A 20,833-nucleotide genomic window follows, 5' to 3' on the forward strand; every position below is an offset into this window, starting at 1 on the left:
CTCATCTGTCCCGCAGTTTGGCGGTAAGCGCGGCCAGCCCCCGATGCAGCGCGACGCGCACCGCGCCTTCGCTCATCGACAACTTTGACGCGGTGTCCCTGATCGAGGCGCTGTCGACCGCAATCGACTGCAACACGTCACGCTGGCGCTGCGGCAGTGTCGCAAGCTGCGCCGCGACCTCGCCTGCGGAGGCCGTCTCCGGCGGAGCCTCGCCCGGCAACGTCTCGGCGAAATCGTCGATATTGACGAAGATCCGCCTGCCCCGTCGCCTTAGCGCGTCGATCAGCTTGTTGCGGGCGATCGCGAACAGCCAAGGGGCGAGAGGCGCTTCGCTATCCCAGGTATGCCGCTTCAAATGCACCGCCAGCAAAATGTCCTGCACGATATCCTCGGCTTGATCGGGAGGCTGGCCGGCCCGCGCGAGTCCGCGCCGGGCGGCAGCCCGCAGCACCGGCGTGACCGCCTTCAGCAGGCGATGATACGCCGCATCATCCCCTGCCATGGCCGACCGCATCAGGCCGGTCCATTCGTCCTCACGTCCGCGCACGCGCGCTCCCACCTAGCAATTCGGCCGCTCTTTCAATTTGTTACGCCCGCACCGCCCAGATCACGACTTCGTGATCAAGCTGAGGGTGTAGAATCCGGCCCGGCCCGCAAGTCGGGGAGGCTCATAACACCGATCCCTCCGGCTGGCATCCATCGGGCGCTTTGCGGGCCACCAATTGCCCCGGTTTTGCCCGGTCCAGCCCGAAGATTCCCTTTTTTTGCCCAGCTGTGGTCACGCCCAGGGGTCTCTGTTCGCCCCGGGATGGGCCAATTGGGGAGATCATCACAATGATCAAAGCCAGCGGGCGCGTAGCGTTGATTCTCGCCGCCGGACTCTTCGTCGCAGTCGGGGACACCGCACAGGCTGCACCGACCGCCGCGAGCGACACCAAGTCGGACAGCGCGAGCAATTCGAGCGAGACCGTCAAAGAAACCAAGCCTCGGCGTCACCACGCTCGTCACCACACCAGCAAGACGGCGGAGAAATCCTCCGACGACAAGGCAGGCAAGAGCGATAATAAGGACGCCGCGGCCGCCGAGAGCATCGCGCCGGCCTCCAGCGCCATGCCGCCCGCAGTCGCCAACGCCAATGCGCAGCTCGCCTCCGCCGATACGCCGACCGCCGCTGCGGCCACCGCCATGACGTCGCGGGCCAATGACAATTTGCAGGCCGCGGCAGACCAGGCGGCTGCAGCGCCGGACAGCCAGGTGGCCGCGTCAGATCAGCCGGATGATGCCACCCAGCAGCAGGATAACCCGCCTGCGCAAAAGGCCGTCGCGGCGACCGATGCACAGCCGCGCCCGGCTCCGGTGATGGCTGCCGCGAGCAGCGAAAACTCGGCCTGGGACCAGAGCTCGCTGATCGGCAAGATCTTCATCGGCTTCGGCGCGCTCCTGACGCTGGCCTCGGCCGCGCGCATGTTCATGGCTTGATTCTTGGCCTGATTCTTCGCTTGATTCTTGGCCTGAGCCGGTTCCGGGACGCGCGGCTCGCGCGTCCCGTCAGGCGTTTTCGCCCTCTTGAAGCCCACCCCGCCAACGGGCACATTGCCCGCTGAAATCGAAAAACGCGTGGGTGGAGCATGAGCACGTTCGAGCACATCATCGTCGAAAGCCAAGGCGCGGTCGGCATCATCAAGCTGAACCGCCCGAAGATGCTCAACGCACTGTCCTTCGGCGTCTTCCGCGAGATCGCCGCCGCCGTCGACGATCTCGAGGCCGATGACGCGATCGGCTGCATCGTCGTCACCGGCAGCGAGAAGGCATTCGCCGCGGGTGCCGACATCAAGGAGATGCAGCCGAAAGGCTTCATCGACATGTTCTCGGAAGATTTTGCCGCCATCGGCGGCGACCGCGTGGCGCGCTGTCGCAAGCCGACGATCGCCGCGGTCGCGGGCTACGCGCTCGGCGGCGGCTGCGAGCTCGCGATGATGTGCGACATTATCATCGCCGCCGACACCGCGAAATTCGGCCAGCCCGAGATCACGCTTGGCACCATTCCCGGGATCGGCGGCACGCAGCGCCTGACGCGCGCGATCGGCAAGTCCAAGGCGATGGACCTCTGCCTCACCGGCCGCATGATGGATGCGGCGGAAGCCGAGCGAAGCGGCCTCGTCAGCCGTGTGGTCCCTGCCGACAAGCTGATGGACGAGGTGATCGCGGCTGCCGAGAAGATCGCCGCGATGTCGCAGCCGGCGGCCGCGATGGCCAAGGAAGCGGTGAACCGCGCCTTCGAGACCACGCTCGCCGAGGGCATGCAGGTTGAGCGCAACCTCTTCCACGCCACCTTCGCGCTGGAGGACCGCTCGGAGGGCATGGCCGCGTTCATCGAGAAGCGCAAGCCGCTGAACAAGAATCGGTAAGGTTGGTGTAAGGCTCCCCATCCCTTCCCGCAAAATCCTGTGACGTAGCTGCAACAAGCGCGGATTTCATGGGACATTCACCCGCGGCAGTTTGCCTGCGGGACCGGCGCTGGTTAAACAGGTAAGAGGGCCGCCGTCGGCGGGGGCGGATAGCCGGGGTTGTTACGGGATCAGATGAAGGGGCGTGCCGCCAGAACTGGCCGCGTAAGGACGCGGCGCCGATCGGGCGTGGGTCATGTCCTTGTCACATGGACCGCGCTAACGGTTTCCTGCGCCCTCCCGGCCGCTGCGCTGGCCGAAGCGCTGCCGGAAGCGCTGGCAAAAGCCTATCAGACCAATCCGCAGCTCAATGCCGAGCGGGCGCGCCAGCGCGCCACCGACGAGAACGTGCCGCAGGCGCTTGCCGGCTACCGGCCGCAGATCGTGGCTAGCCTGAGCGCCGGCCTGCAATCGGTGCGCAACCTGCTTCCAGACAACACCATCCAGACCGCGACGCTGAAGCCCTGGACCATCGGCGTCACCGTGACGCAGACCCTGTTCAATGGCTTCCGTACCGCCAACAGCGTGCGCGTCGCCGAGCTCCAGGTGCAGTCGGGCCGTGAGGCCTTGCGCAATGTCGGCCAGGGCGTGCTGCTCGATGCCGTGACCGCCTACACCAACGTGCTCGCCAACCAGTCGCTGGTCGAGGCGCAGCGCTCCAACGTCGCGTTCCTGCGCGAGACACTCGCCGTCACCCAGCGCCGGCTGAACGCCGGCGACGTCACGCCGACCGATACGGCGCAGGCCGAGGCGCGCCTCAACCGCGGGCTTTCCGATCTCAACGCCGCCGAAGTCGCGCTTGCCGTCAGCCAGGCGACCTACGCCCAGGTGATCGGCAACCCACCGTCGCAGCTTCGGCCCGCCGAGGTCGTCGACCGCTATCTGCCGAAGAGCCGCGAGGACGCGCTCGCCATGGCGATCCGCGAGCACCCGGCGGTGATGGCGGCAGGCTTCGACGTCGACGTCGCCTCCACCAATATCCGCGTCGCCGAAGGCGCACTGCTACCGAGCGCCAATGTGCAGGGCAGCGCCAGCCGCAGCCGCGACGCCGACCCGACGCTCAGTACCCTCGGCACCGACCAGGCCTCCATCGTCGCCAACGTCACCGCGCCGATCTATGACGGCGGCACGGCCGCCTCGCAAACCCGGCAGGCCAAGGAGGTGTCGGCGCAAAGCCGCCTCGTGCTCGACCAGGTGCGCAACCAGGCGCGCACCGCCGCGACCAGCGCCTGGGTGGCGAACGAAGGCGCCAAGATCGCGGTCTCAGCCTCGGAGTCCGAGGTGAAGGCGGCGACCGTCGCCCTGCAGGGCGTGCAGCGCGAAGCCGCCGGCGGACAGCGCACCACCGTTGACGTGCTGAACTCGCAGGCCGACCTGATCCAGGCCAAGGCCCGCCTGATCGGCGCGCTGCGCGACCGCGTCATCGCCTCCTACACGCTGCTCAGCGCGGTCGGCCACCTCGACGTCAAGACCTTGAGCCTCAACACGCCCGACTATCTGCCCGAAGTGCACTATCACCAGGTGCGCGACGCCTGGCACGGCCTGCGCACGCCGTCGGGGCAGTGAATCGGGTAGGCTCCTCAAAACATCGAAAACAACCCCATGCAAAGTAGAATGGCTTCGCCGGCCAGGATTTGACGCGTCGGGCAAATCAGCAGCACCACTCCATCGTGAGCGGGGCCCACGACCGCGGTTCGCTTCAACGCCAAATCAACTCGCGCTAGAGTAGCGGTCCAAGATCAACCGACTCATCCCGCGAGGCCTTTTGATCACTGGAATTCCTCGAGGTGCGGCCAAGCTGTGCGGCGCCCTCGTGCTGCTGGTCGTCGCAGCGGTCATCGCATTCCGGCTCGCGGCTTCCGCTCGCGAGACAAAAGGCCGTGCCGATCACGCGCCGTCGAGCGGGCATTGGGTGACGACGCGCTCGGGTGACGTGTTCATTCAGGAGAAAGGCCCGCCGGCCGGAATTCCGGTCGTGCTGTTTCACGGCACGGCGGCCTGGAGCGAGTTGTGGCGGGCGACGAGCGAAGCGCTCGCCGCCGGCGGTTATCACGTGATCGCGCTCGACCTGCCGCCGTTCGGCTTCTCGGATCGGCCGGGCGGCTACACGCGACAGGATCAGGCCGAGCGCGTCAGCGACGTGCTCGAGAAGCTCAATGCAGCACCCGCGATCATCGTCGGCCATTCCTTCGGTGCCGGTGCCGCGATTGAGCTTGTGCTGCGCTTCCCGGCGCGCGCCCGCGCGCTGGTCTTGGTGGACGCCGCGCTGGGGCTGACGGCCGAACCGTCCGATCCACCGGCAGCGCTGCGTCCGAAATGGCTGCGTGAAATGCTGGTGTCACTGACGGTCACTAATCCACTTGCCACGAAGATGCTGCTGCAATCGCTGATCGCGAAAAAGGATCGCGCCTTGCCTGAATATGTCGAGGTCCTGCAGCGGCCACTGACACGCCAGAACTCGACATCGGATATTGCCGACTGGGTCTATTATTTCGCAGGTACAGATCGCGGCGCGATCAGCGCCGACCGCGGCGCCTACGCGCGGCTCAAGCAGCCCGTCGCAATCCTCTGGGGCGAGATGGACACCGTGACGCCGCTCGCCCAGGCGCGCGACTTGAATGGTCTGCTGCCCCAGGCGCACCTCACTCTGCTGCCCGGACTCGGTCACATTCCGCAGATCGAAAATCCCGGCCAGTTCAATGACGCCCTGCTCAAGGCGCTCGGGACACTCTAAACTCGATCAAGATTCGAACTCACCGGAGGACTCATGGACATCATCAGATTGTGCGCCCTTGGCTATGCCGCACTGCTTGGTTTCGTGATCCTGACCGGTTACATCCCCGCCTTCATCGACCAGAACGACATGATCTTCGGCCTGTTTCGCCGCACTTGGTACGCCGACGGCCTGCATCTCGTCTCCGCGCTGTGGGCCCTTGCCTCGGCGCTGACCTCGCGACGCGCATCCGAGCTGTTCTTCCAGCTCTTCGGCGTCTTCTATTTCGCCGATGGCGTGCTCGGCCTCCTCACCGGCAGCGGCTATCTCGATTTCGGCATCCTCATCAACGGCGTGCTGAACCTGCCGCTGTCGACCCGCATCTTCGCCAATGCGCCGCATCTCGGGCTCGGCGGGCTTGCCATCCTGATCGGCTATCTCCTCGCACCGCGCACACGCCCGGCCCATGCTTAAGCGCTTGCGTCGCATCGTCCTCACGCTAGTCGTCCTGATCGTCGTCGCGATCCTGGGGCCACTCGCCTATATCGAGGGGACCTGCCAGCCCACATCCGACATTGCATCTGCGGTGACGGCCGCAGACCCGCTGCCGCCGATCGGCGAGAAGGGCTATCGCCGGCCGCTCGACAACACCTATTTCACCTTCCCCGAATGGTACATCGTCTATTCCTTCGAGGATTTTGGCCGTTTCCTCGACCAATCGAGCGAAAGCCATTTCGGCTATTTGCGTCACATCCTCGGCTTCTGGCAGAGCTTCTGCACCATCAACCGCGCGGTCCCGGCGAGCGCCGAGTCGCGCTTCGACGTGAAGATGATGATCTACGTCATCGGCATCAGCTACTCCGCCGAATACGCGATCAAGGGATTTTACGAGAACACGATCGGGCGCGCGTTCGAATGGATCAGGGGCGAGAAGCTCACGCCGCAGGATGAATATGCCCGCGCGGTGCTGCAGGACTATGCGGCCTTCCTCTACACCATTCCCTGGTACAAATATCCGTTCCGCGACACGCTGAACGGGCTAACGGCGATCTCGGCACCGACGCCGAGTGATTTGCGCACGTGGGAGCGCAATTTTGCGCTCGGCACCGAGTATTTCGTCAAGATCGGCTACGCCGCCGCGATTCAGAAGGCGCTCGATGCCAGCGATGACGACGAGCCACGCGACATCATGTTCGTGGTCGCGACGCTCCCGCAGGACGTGCTTGGCGCCGAGCCACGCATCACCCCGGTCCGGACGCTGCCACCGGATTGGCAGCTCGTGCAGGCGCCGCGCTACAAGGCGCTGAGCGAGATTTTGAACAAGCTGCTCGATGGCGGCCACCGCCTGGCGGAGATCGCCGGCAATCACGATATCCTCATCACCGTGATCGCGCCGAAAGGAACGGCTCTCGATATTCCCGACACTACGGAACTGTTTTCACTGGATCTGGACGCCAAACCCGGCTTCCGAAGGGCCGGCCTTAAGGCTAGGATCGACCGGCTCGTCGAGATCAAGCGCGAGCTGACGACCAAGGGTGCGAGCCTTGAGCACTTCTACGACTACTAGCCGGACGACACCCCGGCCGCTCCGCAGGGTCGCGTTTGCGGTCTCGCTCGTCGTCGCGGGCTGGCTTGCGCTTGTCGTTGCCCTGACTTTCGGCTCCGCGCCCGGCCGCTCGCTGGCCGTGATCGGGCCACAGGCGCAGGCGATCGCGGCAATCGCGAAGGCCGACGGTCGCGTATTGGCCTCGTACGCCTACGTCACCATCGCCCGCTCCAACGCCGCCGACTTCGTCGGCCGGCTCTACGCCGCCGGCGCCCTGCTGGTGCTCGATGCCGAGCAGGCCGGCGGCTGCAACGGGCTCGTGCCCAAGCGAAGCTGACGCGTCGTCAACTTGCCTCGTTCGCAGGCAATGCCAGCGGCCGTCGCCTCTGCACCCAGCGCCAGATCAAGTAGGCGAAGGCGATGAGTGGGGCCGACACGTAAAGGTATGGAACGCGAAGCTCGTTTTGGCTGAACAGGGCCATCGGATAGCGAACAGCAAATATTGGAATGACCTCGCCAGCCGAGTTGCTGGCGGCCTCCATCACCCAGATGTACGCCGTGTTCCAATTCACCGCGAGAGTCGGCGTGAGCCCCAACGGCATCGCGACGATGAGCGCCCACCTGCGCCAGCCGGTATGCCGCCTGAAGGCGATGGCGATCGCCCAGGCGGTGAGTCCGATCACGGATATCCAACCAGCAAGAAACAGGTACTGCACCGGCCCCTTGCCGAAGAAATGAAACGCGTTCAGCTCCCTCAGGGGCAAGGTATTGGAGGTGATGAAGAGGCCAGTGAACCGCTTTGAGGTGCCTTGCGTCTTGATCGTTGCGTCCACGATCACCCATTTGCCGGTCAACGTGTATTCCAAGATGATCCGGCTGTTGCTGTTGCCGTCGCCGCTTTGAACGAAGTGGGTTCCGGTCGCCGAGATCGTCTCGATCGAGGTCGGTTCGCTCGCGCCGATCAGGTCTGACATCTGACGCAGCTTGTCGTCGGGGGCTTGACCGATACGTGGATCGAGGCGCTCTCGGAACGCCGCAAGATCCTTCCCTGCCAGCAACGAAATGGTGGCCTTCGTCAGCGCGATATCGTCAGATATTCGCGCGTCCTCTGCGTCCAGCGCCATTGCCGGCACGGCCCAAAAGAGCAGTATCAAATCTGGTCATGCGCTGTGCTCGCAAATAAGGGGCGCTCACAATCCGCCGAGGCGGTGGCGGCGGCTTAGGAGGCGTATTTCTGATACATCGTGTTGGTGAAGAGACCGGCCGGGTCGTACTTGCGCTTGGCCGCGAAGAAGTCGTCGATTTGCGGATAGGACTTCTTGAGCTGATCGCGCGAATAATAGAGCTGGTACGGCAGGAAGAAGCGTCCCTGATTGGCGATGGTGAGATCGATCAGCTCTTCCGTCACCTTCTTCATGCGGAGGTTGCCCTCATCATCCGTCGGCTGGTTGATGTAGAGCACCAGCGAGAACGCCGGCTCCGGAGAGTATGTGAGGAAATTCTCCTCCTTGTGCACGACGCGGACCGACGCGTTCAGCAGGTTGGTCTTGTTGTCGAGCATGATCTTGCGCATGCCGTCGACGAACGCGACGAAGTTTTTGCGCGGGATGAAGTATTCGTGGAGAATGTCAGTCTCGTCCTGCAAGGCGTTGCGCAAGTACGGCACGGAGTCGTGCATGGGATTGTTGCGGCTGACGAGGCAGGCTTCGCCCGAGGCGATCGCTTTGGCGCGGGTGACCGTGCAGGTCTCCATCCGGTGCTCGATTTGCTTCTCGGACAGCCACTTCAGCTCCTGGAAGAATGGCCCCTGCTTGGACAGGTTGATGGTGAGCCGCCGGAGCTTCGTGCTGCTGACCTCCCCGAGCTCCTCGATCGCGAAATCGCTGCCGTCGACCTTGGTGTAGGTGTAGAGCAGCATCTCTTGCAGAAAGCTGCTCGGCGCGGTCGAGAGATGGCCGTACATCAGGCCGATGTTGGTGTCCTTCTCGATCTCGCCTGCGAACAGCGCCGGAAACGCCTTGTAGTCCAGCACGCGCCGTCCGGTCTGGTAGACCGCATTGTCGGCGATATCGAGCTCGGCCTCGACAATGACGCCGAACAGGCCGTAGCCGCCGACCACGAGGTTAAACAGCTCCTGGTTCTCCGTCGGCGAGGCGTTTTTGATCGAGCCGTCGGCCAGCATCACCTTCATCGCCTTGATCGAGCGGGCCAGCGCGCCGGCCTGGTGGTCCATGCCGTGGGCATTGACCGAGATCGAGCCGCCGACGCTGAAGATGTCGGTCGATTGCATCGCGCGCACAGCAAAGCGCGGATGCAGCGCGATCTGAATGTCGTGCCAGGTCGCGCCCGGCTGCACGGTGACGCTGTGCGCCGCCTCGTTGAGCGTGATGCGGTTGAAGCCGCGCATGTCCAGCACGATGCCGCCCTTGCGGAACGCCTGGCCGCCCATCGAATGGCGCACGCCAGCCGTCGTCACCGGGAGCTTGTTGGCGCGGGCGAATGCCAGCGTCTTGGCGATATCATCGACGCTATGCACCTCGACCACGCCAAAAATCTCGGTGCGGTTGAGGCAGCTCGCATCATTGATGCTGCCGCCGAGCTGGGACCACTTCACGCCTTGAAGCGGCGCGATCGCCCTCACCTTCTCCAGCTCGACCTTGCCCTGCTCGCCGATGTCATCCGCAGCACGGCAGTCCTTCGGACCGGTCGGATCGGCCGCCAGCGCCTGAAGCTTGCGGAAGCCATAAACACCAAACAGCGCGACGAGGACGGCAGCGGCCGAGACGCCTGCTTTGAACTTGCCAAAAGATTTTTGCATAAAGTGATTCCGGTGGGAGGGAGATGATCCGGGAGCGCGGATCATTAGTCAAACCGCCAGCCGTTGGGTTCAAGTCATTCTCGGGAAGCGATCATGAAAAGCTGCCGCATTCATCTGACGGGAGCGTCGGGCTCCGGCGTGACGACGCTCGGCCGGGCGCTTGCGGACCGGCTTGCACTGCCGCATCACGACAGCGACGATTATTTCTGGCTGCCGACCGCGCCGCCCTACCAGACCCTTCGCCCCATCCCTGAGCGCCTGCGTCTGATGCGCGAGATGTTCCTGCCACGCCTCGATTGGGTGCTGAGCGGATCGGTCACCGGCTGGGGCGACGAGTTCGTCGCGCATTTCGATCTCGTCGTCTTCGTGGTCACGCCGCGCGAGGTGCGGCTGACACGGCTGCGCGCCCGCGAGGCCACGCATTTCGGTGCAGCCGCAGTCGCGCCCGATGGCTGGCGCCATGAGGAAACCGAAGCCTTCATCGAATGGGCCTCGCACTACGAGGCCGGCGACCGCGAAGGCCGCAATCTCGCAAAGCATGAGGCGTGGCTCGCAGGCTTGCCCTGCCCGGTCGTGCGCGTCGACGGCGCGAGGCCCCTTGCAGAACTTGTCGAACAGCTATGCAGCGACGTGCGGCGACTGCCGGGCTGATGTGATATCGTCGCCGATACGTTCTCGGAACAACGAAGCAAGGAGACAACCATGCTCACCCGACGCAGCGTTCTGCTCGCCTCCCTGGCTGCCGAATGACCAGCAAAGCCCATGCCCGGGCGTCGCAGCCGTCGACATCAGTCAATTTCGACGTCCCGGCCCATGCCTGCGACTGCCACACCCACATCCACGGCGATCCCGAGAAATTCCCCTCCTTCGCCGGCCGCGTCTATACGCCGGAGCCGGCGTCACCAGAGGAGATGGTGGCGCTGCACAAGGCGCTGCATATCGAGCGCGTGGTGATCGTGACGCCGAGCGTCTACGGAACCGACAATTCGTCCACCCTGTTCGGCATGAAGGCCCGCGGCGCGACCGCACGCGGGGTGGCCGTGATCGACGACAAGACGACGGAGGCCCAGCTCGATGCGATGGGAGAGGACGGCTTCCGCGGCATCCGCATTAATCTGGCAACCGGCGGCATCAGCGATCCCAATGTCGGGCGCGCACGCTTCACGGCAGCCGTAGAACGCATGAAGTCGCGCGGCTGGCATGTGCAGCTCTACACCACGCTGCCGATGATCTCCGCGATCAAGGACCTCGTGACGGCCGCGCCGGTGCCGGCGGTGTTCGATCATTTCGGCGGCCTGGTGGCATCGCTAGGGATGGACCAGCCCGGATTTTCCGACCTCCTCGAGCTCGTAAAATCGGGCAAGGCCTATGTGAAGATCTCGGGCGCCTATCGCTCGTCAAAGCTCGCGCCCGACTACCAGGACATGGTGCCGTTCGCCCGCGCGCTGATCGCGGCGAACCCCGACCGCATCGTCTGGGGTACGGACTGGCCACATCCGGATTCCAGCCACGTCGAAGGACGAAAGGCCACGGACATCGCCCCGCTCTACCAGATCGACGACGGCCGCCTGCTCAACCAGCTCCCGGTGTGGGCGCCGGATGCAGACATCCGCAAGAAGATTCTGGTCGACAATCCAGCGCGGCTTTACCGATTTTGAAGGGCGCCTGGCACGCTGGCGTGCTCGTTCAGCCAGCGCGCGGATTTGCGGAGACCACCGAACGGGAACAAATGGAAGCCGATGATCTGCGAGGTCGCGGACTTCGGTGCGGCCTCGAGCCCGCGCACCACCTCGTCTGGCCCCGTCTCGGTGAGCAGCCGGCCATAGCGGCCGATCTTATTGCGCACGGCGCGGATCGAATTGCCGACGCCGCAGCGGAGTGCGAATTTCATCAGCGTGGCCGGACTCGCAGGACCCGCGAAGCCGATCACCACGGGAAGATCGATGGCTGCGATGCGAAGCTCGCCGAGCCAGTTAAGGATCGGCGCGACCTCGAAGCAGAACTGCGTGACGATGTCGACGGCAACTTGCCGCTCCCTGCCCCAGTCGCGCGATGCGGCGAGCGACTTCATCGTCTGCGCCGTATCGAGATAGGGATGTCCCTCAGGATGGCCGGCGACGCTGACGCGCGAGAAGCCGTGCGCCTCGATCAGGCCGCTTGCGGCGACATCGCGGCTCGACTTGAACGGCCCTTTGGCGATGGCGAGGTCGCCGGCAATCAGGAGGATGCGGTGGACGTCGGCCTCGCCGCGTAGCCGGCGGAAGAAATCGTCCAGCGCTTCGCGCGAGGTGATCTCGCGCGCCGCGATGTGCGGGACGGGGTTGAAGCCGGCGCGGCGCAGCGCGGCGGCAGTCTCGACATTGTGCTGGTAGTGGTCGCCCGGCAGGAAGGTGATGCTGACATCGATGTCGGGCGAAAAATGCTCGTGCAGCTCGTCGAGCTGATGCCCGCGCGAGGAGATTTCCACCGACGCCTTCGGCAGAAGTGCAGCGAGATCGCCGGAGAGAGACTGTTCGAGCGTCATCGTCATCGCGCGCTCCGATCGTTTACGCCGGCGCCCGGCGACGCGAGATCACATAGGTCTCGTCGTTGAACCAGAGCCCGCCGTGTTTTCTCACCACGCGATCGGTCGCCTCGAGATAGCGGCCGTCACGCACGACCTCGGACAGCCTGTCGTCCTCGATCTGCGCGACATAGATCGCAGCGTTCCAGGCCGCGAACAGTGTCGAGGTGCCGATCGGGCCGGAGACTTCATCGGGCAGCGTGTGCATGCGGTAGCGGAAGATCGCGCGCGCATCCGACGACGCATTGAAATTGTAGTGCCGCGCCGCCGAGCCGAGCTCGCGCTTGACCTCGCGCAGGATCGCATAACGGTCGGTGCCAAAGGGATCATCGCCGGGCCAGACCTGGTCGATGATCTCCATGCCGGGATCGCGGCCATGGGAATGGATGCCGATCAGACGACCGCCGGGACGCAAGGACCGCACCAGCGGCGTCACCACCTTCGAGGCCTTGAATTCGACGCTGGCGCGCGCCCGGTAGGGCTGTGAGGCGATAACGAGATCGTAGTCGGCCATCACGCGGCCGGGCCGCGGCATGATCGGATCGAGCAGGAAGGAATGGTCTTCGCGCCTGAGCGTCAGGATCACCGGCCGCATATAGACGGGATTGCCGGTCTTCTGGCTGATGCCGGCGCGCCAGTTCTCGGCGAGGAACGGCTCGAGCTCGCCGATCTGCTCGGCAAAGCCATGCGCGGTGTTGCCCGCGAGTGCGACGTCCTTCCACAGGAGGCCTTGCGCCGCGGTCGCCGAGCGCGGCGTCAGCCAGGGCGCTTCGCCGTAATAGAGGTTGGTCACGACCAGCACGGTTGCGGGATGCTCGAACAGGCGGTCGGCCATCTTCTCCAGCATCATGCGGACGTCTTCGTAGGAGATCTCCTTGGCCACGACATAAAGGGGCATTGCGGGGAAGCGCGCATGCAGCGCACGCATCACCCGCGACAGCACGGTGCCGTCACCGGAGCCGGCGTCGAACAGCCTGAGCGCCGGCGGCGACGGCTGGAGATTGGAGATCTCCAGCGAGATGCGGTTGGCGACCTCGGTCTTCTCGCTGCAGGTCGAGACGAACAGGAGATATTTTTGCCGGTTGTCGAAGAAGCGGAAGCCGGGCGGCGCGGCCTCGACCACGGGCGCCACGCCATTGGCCGCCTTCAGCGCGACGGTCGCGGGGCTGCCTGATGGCTCCGGCCGGTGCTCGCTGAGATAGGCGCGCACCTTGTCGAGCGTGCCTGTCGTGATCCTGGCACCGTCGCGCAGGCGGGATACCAGCTTGCCGTCATTGACGACGAGCCGGCCGAAGGTCGATTCCGCCGTTCGGGTCGCACGGCAATAGTCCCGGATCTCGCCCAGGATCTGCTCCGCCGTGGCGGCCCCCCTGCCCGCCTGTTCCTCCATCCGCATGGCTGGTCTCTCCCGCGGTTTCCCTTGCCTCTAATCAAGGAACGCTGGGGGAGTTCGTCAACCACAAACCGAGTGGGCAGGAATTGTGGGCGTGTGCCCACAGGGGGATTAAACTAGCGGGCGCGGCGCGAGAAGAAGGAGATCAGGACCGGCAGCGTCACCAGGATGACGATCGGCGCCAGCATCATGCCGGTGACGACGACGACCGCGAGCGGCTTTTGCACCTGCGAGCCGATGCCTTCGGACAGCGCGGCCGGCAGCAGCCCGACGCCGGCGACCACGCAGGTCATCAGCACCGGGCGGAGCTGCAACTCACCGGTGCGCACCACCGCTGTCATGCGGTCAAGGCCTTCCTCAATGAGCTGGTTGAACTGCGAGATGATGATGATGCCATCCATCACGGCGATGCCGAACAGCGCGATGAAGCCGATCGCCGCGGAGACGCTGAACGCCGTGCCGGTAATCAGCAGACCCAGTACGCCGCCGAAGATCGCCATCGGGATCACGCTCATGGCGAGCAGCGTGTCGGTCATCGAGCCGAAATTGAACCAAAGCAGGATGCCGATCAGCGCCAGCGAGATCGGCACCACGATCGACAGCCGCCGAATAGCGTCCTGGAGGTTGCCGTACTCGCCGACCCATTCCATGTGCGATCCCGGCGGCAGTTGGACCTGCTCGGCGATCTTCTGCTGCGCCTCGCGGATCGCGCTGCCGAGGTCGCGCTCGCGCACCGAGAACTTGATCGGCAAATAGCGCTCCTGCTGCTCGCGGTAGATATAGGCCGCGCCCGAGACGAGGCTGATCGTGGCAACCTCGCTCAAGGGAATCTGCGTGACGGTGCCGTTCGGCCCGGGCGCGCCGATGCGCAGATTCTGGATCGCCTCGGCGCTCTTGCGGTATTCCGGCGCCAGGCGAACGATGATCGGGAAATGGCGGTCCGAGCCCGGCTCGTAGAGATCGCCCGCAGTGTCGCCGCCGATCGCGACCTTGATGGTCGCGTTGATGTCGCCGGGCGCCAGGCCATAGCGCGCGGCCTTGGCGCGATCGATATCGATCTGGATCGTCGGCTGTCCGAGCGAGGTGAACACCGCAAGGTCGGTCACGCCCTGCACCGTCGACAGCACCGATTTGATCTTGTTGGCAGTGTCGGTCAGCGCCTTCAGGTCGCTACCGAATAGCTTGATCGAGTTCTCGCCCTTCACGCCGGAGACGGCTTCCGACACGTTGTCCTGCAGATATTGCGAGAAGTTGAACTCGACGCCGGGGAAGTGGTCGTCGAGTTGCTTGAGCAACTCCGCGGTCAGCACTTCCTTGTCATGGGTGCCGGGCCATTCGCTTGCCGGCTTGAGCGGCGCGAAGAACTCGGCGTTGAAGAAGCCGGCGGCATCCGTGCCGTCGTCGGGACGGCCGTGCTGCGACACGACGGACTCGACCTCCGGCCGGGCGCGGATCAGCTTGCGCATCTCGTTGACGTAGGTGTTGCCCTCCTGGAGCGAGATGGTCGGCGGCAGCGTGGCGCGGATCCAGAGGTTGCCTTCCTCGAGCTTCGGCAGGAATTCGAGGCCGAGCAGGCGGCCGAGCGCCAGCGTCATGACGACGAGGCCGATGGCGGCACCCAGCACGATGTTGCGGTTGCTGACCGCCCAATGCAGCACCGGCGTGTAGATCCGGTGCAGGAACAGCATGATCCTGGTCTCGGTCTCCTCGACATGCGCAGGCAGGATGATCGCCGACAGCGCCGGCGTTACCGTGAAGGTCGCAAGCAGGCCGCCGGCGAGCGCATAGGCATAGGTGCGCGCCATCGGGCCGAAAATGTTGCCCTCGACGCCGGAGAGCGTGAACAGCGGCAGGAACGCCGCGATGATGATGGCCGCGGCAAAGAAGATCGAGCGCGAAACGTCGGCTGCGGCCGACAGAATGGCATGGCTCTTCATGCCGAACAGCGTCTCCGGCGAGGCATGCTCGAGCTCGGAAAGCGGCGTGGTCTGCGTCAGGCGGCGGAAGATGGCCTCCACCATGATGACGGTTGCGTCCACGATCAGGCCGAAATCGATGGCGCCGACCGACAGCAGGTTGGCGGACTCCCCGCGCAGCACCAGGATGATCACGGCAAAGAACAGCGCGAACGGAATCGTGGCGCCGACGATCAGCGCGCTGCGCAGATCCCCCAGGAAGATCCACTGCAACAGCACGATCAGCAAAATGCCGACCACCATGTTGTGCAGCACGGTGTGGGTGGTGAGGTCGATCAGGTCCTTGCGGTCGTAGATGCGCTCGATGCGCACGCCGGGCGGCAGGATGGTCGAGTTGTTGATCTGCGCGACGAGCTGCTCGACGCGCTTGATGGTTGGCGTGCTCTGCTCGCCGCGGCGCATCAGCACGATGCCCTGCACGATGTCGTCGCTGTCGTCGAGGCCGGCGATGCCGAGCCGCGGCTTCTCGCCGACCGTGACGGTCGCGACGTCCTTGACCAGCACCGGGTTGCCGCCAGTCTGCGCCACCATGGTGTTGGCGAGGTCGTCGATCGAGCGGATCAGGCCGACGCCGCGCACCACGGCGGATTGCGAGCCGATATTGACGGTGTTGCCGCCGACATTGACGTTGGAATTGCTCACCGCCTGGAGCAGCTGCGGCAACGTCAGGCCGTTGGCCATCAGCTTGTTGAAATCGACCTGGAGCTCGTAGGTCTTGGTCTTGCCACCCCACCCGGTGACGTCGATCACTCCGGGCACGGCGCGGAAGCGGCGCTGGAGGATCCAGTCCTGGATCGTCTTCAGATCGAGCACGCTGTAGTTCGGCGGGCCGACCAGGCGATAGCGGAAGATTTCGCCGATCGGGCTGAGCGGCGAGATTTGCGGCTGCACGTTGCCGGGGAGCGGCGCGAGCTGCGCCAGGCGGTTCAAGACCTGCTGGAGCGCCTCGTCATAGGTGTAGGCAAAGGAGAACTGGAGTTTGACGTCGGACAGTCCGTAGAGCGAGATGGTGCGGATAGTCGTCAGGTTCTTCAGGCCTGCGACCTGGGTCTCGATCGGGATCGTGATGTAGCGCTCGATCTCCTCCGCCGACAGGCCCGGACTCTGCGTCACGATGTCGACCATCGGCGGCGTCGGGTCGGGATAGGCCTCGATATTGAGCTGGTTGAACGCGATCAGGCCGCCGATCAGCACGGCGACGAACAGGCCGACCATCAGGTAGCGGCGATTGACGGCAAGGGCGACGAGGCGATCCATTACAGGTCAGTTTTTCGCTGTGCGCTAACGGCAGTTTTGATGGCGCATGATCATGCGCTAGCTGCCCGAGGCCGCGCGATCGATGAACAGGCTGCCCTTGGTTACAATCTGCTCGCCCGGTTTCAGATTGCTTGTGACTTCGACGAGGTCGCCGTTGACGAGGCCGATCTTGATCTGGCGCAGCTCGACCGACTTGTCCTCGCGCGCGACCCAGATGCGGACCTGGTCGCCCTCATAAATCAGGGCCTGCTTCGGCACCGCAGGCGCCGCGCGATCGCCGGCCGAATAGATCGTCACGTTGGCGAACATCTCCGGCTTCAGCAGATTTTCCTTGTTGTCGATGGTGGCGCGGACCAGAAGACGGCGGGTGTTGGGATCGATCGCGGCGGCGACGTAATTGATCTTGGCGGTGAAGGGACGGCCCGGCAGTGCCATCACATTCACGGTAATGTCCTGCCCGACACAGACGGCGGCGGCATCGCTCTCGCGCACGAACGCCGTGAGCCACACGGTCGAGAGATCGCCGATCACGAACACCGGATCGCTGGCGCCGGCGCTGACATACTGCCCGGGGCCGATCTTGCGCTGCACGACCGTGCCCGAGATCGGCGCGTAGATCGTGATCTCCGGATTGATGCTGCCCTTGTCCTGAAACGCCTTGATCGATTCGTCGGTGAAGCCGAGGATGCGCAGCTTGTTGCGGGCGGCTTCCAGCGCCGTCACCGATGAGCGCATGTCGTTCTGCGCCTGCACCTGCGTCGCTTCCGCCTGCTGATAATCCTTCAGCGGAACGGCGTGGCCTTCATAGAGATCCTTGGCGCGCTTGAACTGGATGTCGGCGAGCTCGAGCGCCGATTTTGCCTTGTTCTGCGAGGTGATCGCCGTGATGAAATCGTTCTGGGCCTGCACGGTGTCGGCGGCCTCGATCAGGAATAGCGGCTGGCCCTGCTTGACGCTCTCGCCGGGCTTCACGAGCAGCTTGGTGACCCGCCCGGCATAGGGCGAGAACACCGGCGTCGAACGGTCCTCGTCGACCGCGACCTTGCCCTCGGTGACATATTCGGCGCGGAAGGCCTTCTGGTTCACCGGCTCGATCGACAGCGTTGCCCATTCGGACGGCGTCGGCGTGAAGTTCTGCGCGTTCTTGCGCGACTGGCTGGAGACTTCCGAGTGGTTCTTTTCCTTGCCCCCCGCGTAGAGGTAAGCGGCGCCGCCAGCGGCGAGCATCAGTAAAACTACGGACGCGATCAGCCGTTGCTTTGTAAATACCTGCAATTGCTTGGTATTTTTGACTAACATGGGCCCCGGTCATTCTCGCGATGATTTCAGCAAGATACCTGCCTCATCGGTCGCGCTAATAGTGCCGATTTGCGATTTCAGACAACCTAAAAAACGCGGGTCGCCTTTCGGTTTGCGTTAAAATTTTGCCACGTCAGTTCTATGTCAGCTTCGTGTCAGCTAAGGCTCGGCCATTCCGGCGGGTGGCTGCCGAGCGGCATTGCCGGGCGCAGCCAATCGGCCGGGGTTTTCGACAGCATCGCCGAATGGCTGACCGCTTTCAACGTTCCGAAACCGGATGGCATGGTCTTGATGAACGCAGGATGTATGGCCGCCCCCGTAAGATCCGGGGTCTTCAGGCCGTCCGCGAGTCGGCCGAGATTCCACAACCAGCGCCCGGTTTGCGCCAGCGACACGCGCACGTGCCAGCTACCGCCCTCGCGGGCCTGACGTGCCTTCGCCATCATCGCGCCGAAGGCCATCAGATAGCCGGTGGCGTGGTCGAGCATCTGCGCGGGCAATTCCTTCGGTCCTTCGACCTCCGCGGCCTGCCCCTCTGCGTGGTTGAAGCCGGTTGCGGTCTGCGCCAGCGAGTCGAAGCCGCGCCTCTCCGCCCAGGGACCGGCATGGCCGTAGGCCGACAGCGTGACATAGACGATGCCGGGATTGATGCGCGCGGCATCTTCCGGCGCGAAGCCGAGGGTGGCGAGTGATCGTGGACGATAGCCCTGCGAAAAGATGTCGGCCTCCGCGAGCAGCGCGCGCAGCTGCTTGCGCCCCGCATCGCTCTTGAGCTCGATGAAGGTCGTGAGCTTGCCGCGTCCGGTGTCGATGGTGAGCCAGGGAATGGCGGGAAGCTCGGGGCCGGACACCAGCAGCACATCCGCGCCGTGGACGGCAAGCGTACGGCCCGCAACGGGGCCCGCGATGACTCGGGACAGATCGAGCACGCGCAGTCCAGCGAGCGGACGATCGCCTTTGGGCCAAGGCTTCGGCGATGCCTCGCCGATTTTCTCGATCGAGACGAGCGGCAGCTCGGCCAGCGCGCGCGCCTGCGGTAGCGCCATCCATTCGTCATAAGAGCGCATCAAGGCAACGACGCCGCCCGCCGCATGAGCCGCGGTTTCGAAGTCCTCACCTTTCCATTGCATCAGCGCGGCCTGCACCTTTTCGCGCTCAGCCTCGCAACCGAGCACCTTGCAGACGGCGTCGCGATGGTGCGGGAAATTGGTGTGGCAGCGGACAAAGCGGCCGTCACCGGCCTTGTAGATTCCTGCGATCGCGTCCCATGCCGGTGGCGGCGGCTTGTCGTCGACACGCAAGTAACGTTCGGAGCGGCATTCGACGACGGCATGGCGCATGTCCACAATGACATCCTGCGCTTCGCCCGCGCGCAACTTCCATATCTCAGCGGCAGCGAGTCCCGCCGCAGCAACGCTGGCCTGCGCCGCAGCGGCGACCCGGAATGAGGACGGGATTTGCGGCTCCTCGCCGCTCAGCCGCACGCGCTCGACCACAGCGGCCTCGCCGCCGGCGGAGGTCCAGATGTCCTTCAGGATGTCGGCGGGGCTTTGCATGGCCATTGCTCTCCCGATAATTTCGGCAACATCGCATTAGCACGGAAAGGACTGCAATGGCTGCCATCGATCCCCTCACCGCGGGTGCCGTGTTGCTCGCCACCGCCGCCACCGATGCGGTCTACGTCATGTTCACCTCCGCCGTGGTCGCGCGCAAGCGCGTGCCGGCGGCGACCTGGAGCGCGATCTGGTACCTGCTCTCCTCCTACGCCGTGATCAGCTACACCGAGAACGCCACCTACGTCGTCTTCGCCGCGATCGGCTCCTGGGTCGGCGCCTTCGCGTCGCTCACCTTTCTGCATCGCCCGCCCGGCGGCCCGCCCGTGGGCGCGGCGCCGGAGTGACGGTCGAAACCCATTCGGAAATCGTAGGGTGGGCAAAGCGAAGCGTGCCCACCGCTTTTTATAGATATGAATTGAAAAATGGTGGGCACGGCGCTCAGGCCCCATTGCCCACCTACGGCGGCTAAGACTGTGACCGTGGCAACGCAGACGCGCGCTCGCGTCGTCTGCGGATCAGCCAACTCGCCCATGTCATGAGCCAGTTCGGCGCGTTCAGGTAGCGCAATGTTTCGACCTCGCCTTCCTGACGTCGCCGTTGAAAGCTCTGGTCGGAGTAAAACTCATGATCGCCGGCAGACCATTCCAATGTACGCACAATTTCATCCCGCAAGAACTTGCTGTTAGGCGTCTTCGTAAGGAAGTTGAGCTCGCGCCGGAGACAGATCGCTTCGATCTGAGCGCGCCTTCCTTCGAGATACTGGATGCCCCATCCCTCGAGTCGAGCATGAGTCGCTTCATGTACGATGGTGGAAGCGAGCTGCTCAAGGGTCATTGTGTCCTTGAGAACATAACGTTCATCGAGTACGCAAGCGTTCAACGACCGATCGTAGTGCGCTTGAGCGCTGGGGAGCAGGTGCACCCATATTCGATCGAGGTGGCGGATGATGCGGGAATAGTTGAGCGCGTCATGGCGCTTGATAATCTGCAGGGCCTCTTCCACGCGGCGCCGCGCCGGGTAGGGCTTGCTCTCGGTCGTCCCAACCCAAAGCCGCTCGATTGTGATAGCTTTGGACAACCAGACGCCCAGCTTGTCGACGCGGGAGGGTTTTCGGTCCGGCGTTGCGGCGACGGCGAGGCCGCGCGATCGTTGAGGCGATTTGAGTTGCTGCAAACATCACCCCATCATGTCCAAATCGCGCTCCGCGAACGATATATAGGCGTATCTTGCTTTCAGCTTGCTTAGAGGCTTAATTCAAATCGTAT

General features: G+C 64.3%; 18 protein-coding genes and 1 pseudogene. 10 read left to right on the plus strand and 9 right to left on the minus strand.

Annotation, left to right across the window (positions count from 1 at the left end):
- Nucleotide 1: 1 nt before the first annotated feature.
- Nucleotides 2-547: a sigma-70 family RNA polymerase sigma factor gene (locus tag YUU_RS0146160; RefSeq protein ID WP_027528159.1), complete on the minus strand. Its 546-nt coding sequence runs from the start codon at nucleotides 545-547 to the stop codon at nucleotides 2-4.
- A 287-nt stretch (nucleotides 548-834) separates the two neighbouring features.
- Between YUU_RS0146160 and YUU_RS0146165 the strand changes: the two genes are divergently transcribed.
- The 7 genes from YUU_RS0146165 (at nucleotide 835) to YUU_RS59935 (ending at nucleotide 7,043) form a co-directional block, all read left to right on the plus strand.
- A complete protein-coding gene (locus YUU_RS0146165; protein ID WP_027528160.1) occupies nucleotides 835-1,479 on the plus strand; it encodes a hypothetical protein in 645 nt (214 codons plus the stop codon).
- A 149-nt stretch (nucleotides 1,480-1,628) separates the two neighbouring features.
- Entirely contained in the window at nucleotides 1,629-2,408 is a 780-nt protein-coding gene (locus tag YUU_RS0146170; RefSeq protein WP_027528161.1) for an enoyl-CoA hydratase, read from the plus strand.
- Nucleotides 2,409-2,582: 174 nt separating this feature from the next.
- Complete coding sequence (locus tag YUU_RS0146175; RefSeq protein WP_027528162.1) at nucleotides 2,583-4,013, plus strand: TolC family outer membrane protein; 1,431 nt, start codon at nucleotides 2,583-2,585, stop codon at nucleotides 4,011-4,013.
- Between the two features lie 199 nt (nucleotides 4,014-4,212).
- A complete protein-coding gene (locus tag YUU_RS0146180) occupies nucleotides 4,213-5,181 on the plus strand; it encodes an alpha/beta fold hydrolase (RefSeq protein ID WP_198031984.1) in 969 nt (322 codons plus the stop codon).
- A gap of 33 nt (nucleotides 5,182-5,214) precedes the next feature.
- Complete coding sequence (locus YUU_RS0146185) at nucleotides 5,215-5,634, plus strand: hypothetical protein (RefSeq protein ID WP_027528164.1); 420 nt, start codon at nucleotides 5,215-5,217, stop codon at nucleotides 5,632-5,634.
- Complete coding sequence (locus YUU_RS54590; RefSeq protein WP_051390294.1) at nucleotides 5,627-6,727, plus strand: hypothetical protein; 1,101 nt, start codon at nucleotides 5,627-5,629, stop codon at nucleotides 6,725-6,727. The genes YUU_RS0146185 and YUU_RS54590 overlap by 8 nt, the downstream gene beginning before the upstream one ends.
- The gene (locus YUU_RS59935) at nucleotides 6,705-7,043 is read left to right on the plus strand and encodes a hypothetical protein (RefSeq protein ID WP_156944952.1); all 339 of its coding nucleotides are present in this window, start codon (nucleotides 6,705-6,707) and stop codon (nucleotides 7,041-7,043) included. The genes YUU_RS54590 and YUU_RS59935 overlap by 23 nt, the downstream gene beginning before the upstream one ends.
- Before the next feature lie 7 nt (nucleotides 7,044-7,050).
- On the opposite strand, the gene YUU_RS0146200 is transcribed toward YUU_RS59935, so the two are convergent.
- Entirely contained in the window at nucleotides 7,051-7,830 is a 780-nt protein-coding gene (locus YUU_RS0146200) for a hypothetical protein (RefSeq protein ID WP_027528166.1), read from the minus strand.
- A 95-nt stretch (nucleotides 7,831-7,925) separates the two neighbouring features.
- The gene (locus tag YUU_RS0146205; RefSeq protein WP_027528167.1) at nucleotides 7,926-9,524 is read right to left on the minus strand and encodes an FAD-binding oxidoreductase; all 1,599 of its coding nucleotides are present in this window, start codon (nucleotides 9,522-9,524) and stop codon (nucleotides 7,926-7,928) included.
- Nucleotides 9,525-9,617: 93 nt separating this feature from the next.
- Between YUU_RS0146205 and YUU_RS0146210 the strand changes: the two genes are divergently transcribed.
- Together YUU_RS0146210 and YUU_RS0146215 are read left to right on the plus strand one after the other, a co-directional pair.
- Nucleotides 9,618-10,175: a hypothetical protein gene (locus YUU_RS0146210; RefSeq protein ID WP_027528168.1), complete on the plus strand. Its 558-nt coding sequence runs from the start codon at nucleotides 9,618-9,620 to the stop codon at nucleotides 10,173-10,175.
- Nucleotides 10,176-10,226: 51 nt separating this feature from the next.
- A pseudogene (locus tag YUU_RS0146215) lies at nucleotides 10,227-11,182 on the plus strand (amidohydrolase family protein).
- Here YUU_RS0146215 and YUU_RS54595 read toward each other — a convergent pair.
- The 5 genes from YUU_RS54595 to YUU_RS0146240 all read right to left on the minus strand — a co-directional run bounded on the left by YUU_RS54595 (nucleotide 11,170) and on the right by YUU_RS0146240 (nucleotide 19,568).
- Nucleotides 11,170-12,054, minus strand: a complete 885-nt coding sequence (locus YUU_RS54595; protein ID WP_051390295.1) for a methylenetetrahydrofolate reductase — start codon at nucleotides 12,052-12,054, stop codon at nucleotides 11,170-11,172. The pseudogene YUU_RS0146215 and the gene YUU_RS54595 sit on opposite strands and share 13 nt — an antisense overlap.
- Before the next feature lie 16 nt (nucleotides 12,055-12,070).
- The gene (locus YUU_RS0146225) at nucleotides 12,071-13,483 is read right to left on the minus strand and encodes a hypothetical protein (protein WP_245288333.1); all 1,413 of its coding nucleotides are present in this window, start codon (nucleotides 13,481-13,483) and stop codon (nucleotides 12,071-12,073) included.
- 113 nt (nucleotides 13,484-13,596) lie between these two features.
- Nucleotides 13,597-16,713: an efflux RND transporter permease subunit gene (locus YUU_RS0146230; RefSeq protein WP_027528171.1), complete on the minus strand. Its 3,117-nt coding sequence runs from the start codon at nucleotides 16,711-16,713 to the stop codon at nucleotides 13,597-13,599.
- A gap of 57 nt (nucleotides 16,714-16,770) precedes the next feature.
- Nucleotides 16,771-18,012, minus strand: coding sequence for an efflux RND transporter periplasmic adaptor subunit (locus tag YUU_RS0146235; protein WP_027528172.1), 1,242 nt, complete (start codon nucleotides 18,010-18,012; stop codon nucleotides 16,771-16,773).
- 155 nt (nucleotides 18,013-18,167) lie between these two features.
- Nucleotides 18,168-19,568, minus strand: coding sequence for a CoA transferase (locus tag YUU_RS0146240; protein WP_027528173.1), 1,401 nt, complete (start codon nucleotides 19,566-19,568; stop codon nucleotides 18,168-18,170).
- Between the two features lie 56 nt (nucleotides 19,569-19,624).
- On the opposite strand from YUU_RS0146240, the gene YUU_RS0146245 reads away from it, so the two are divergent.
- Nucleotides 19,625-19,912, plus strand: a complete 288-nt coding sequence (locus YUU_RS0146245; RefSeq protein WP_027528174.1) for a hypothetical protein — start codon at nucleotides 19,625-19,627, stop codon at nucleotides 19,910-19,912.
- 121 nt (nucleotides 19,913-20,033) lie between these two features.
- On the opposite strand, the gene YUU_RS0146250 is transcribed toward YUU_RS0146245, so the two are convergent.
- Entirely contained in the window at nucleotides 20,034-20,741 is a 708-nt protein-coding gene (locus YUU_RS0146250; RefSeq protein WP_027528175.1) for a hypothetical protein, read from the minus strand.
- Nucleotides 20,742-20,833 lie beyond the last annotated feature (92 nt).

The organism is Bradyrhizobium sp. Ec3.3 (assembly GCF_000472925.1).
In the GTDB taxonomy this organism is placed as follows: domain Bacteria; phylum Pseudomonadota; class Alphaproteobacteria; order Rhizobiales; family Xanthobacteraceae; genus Bradyrhizobium.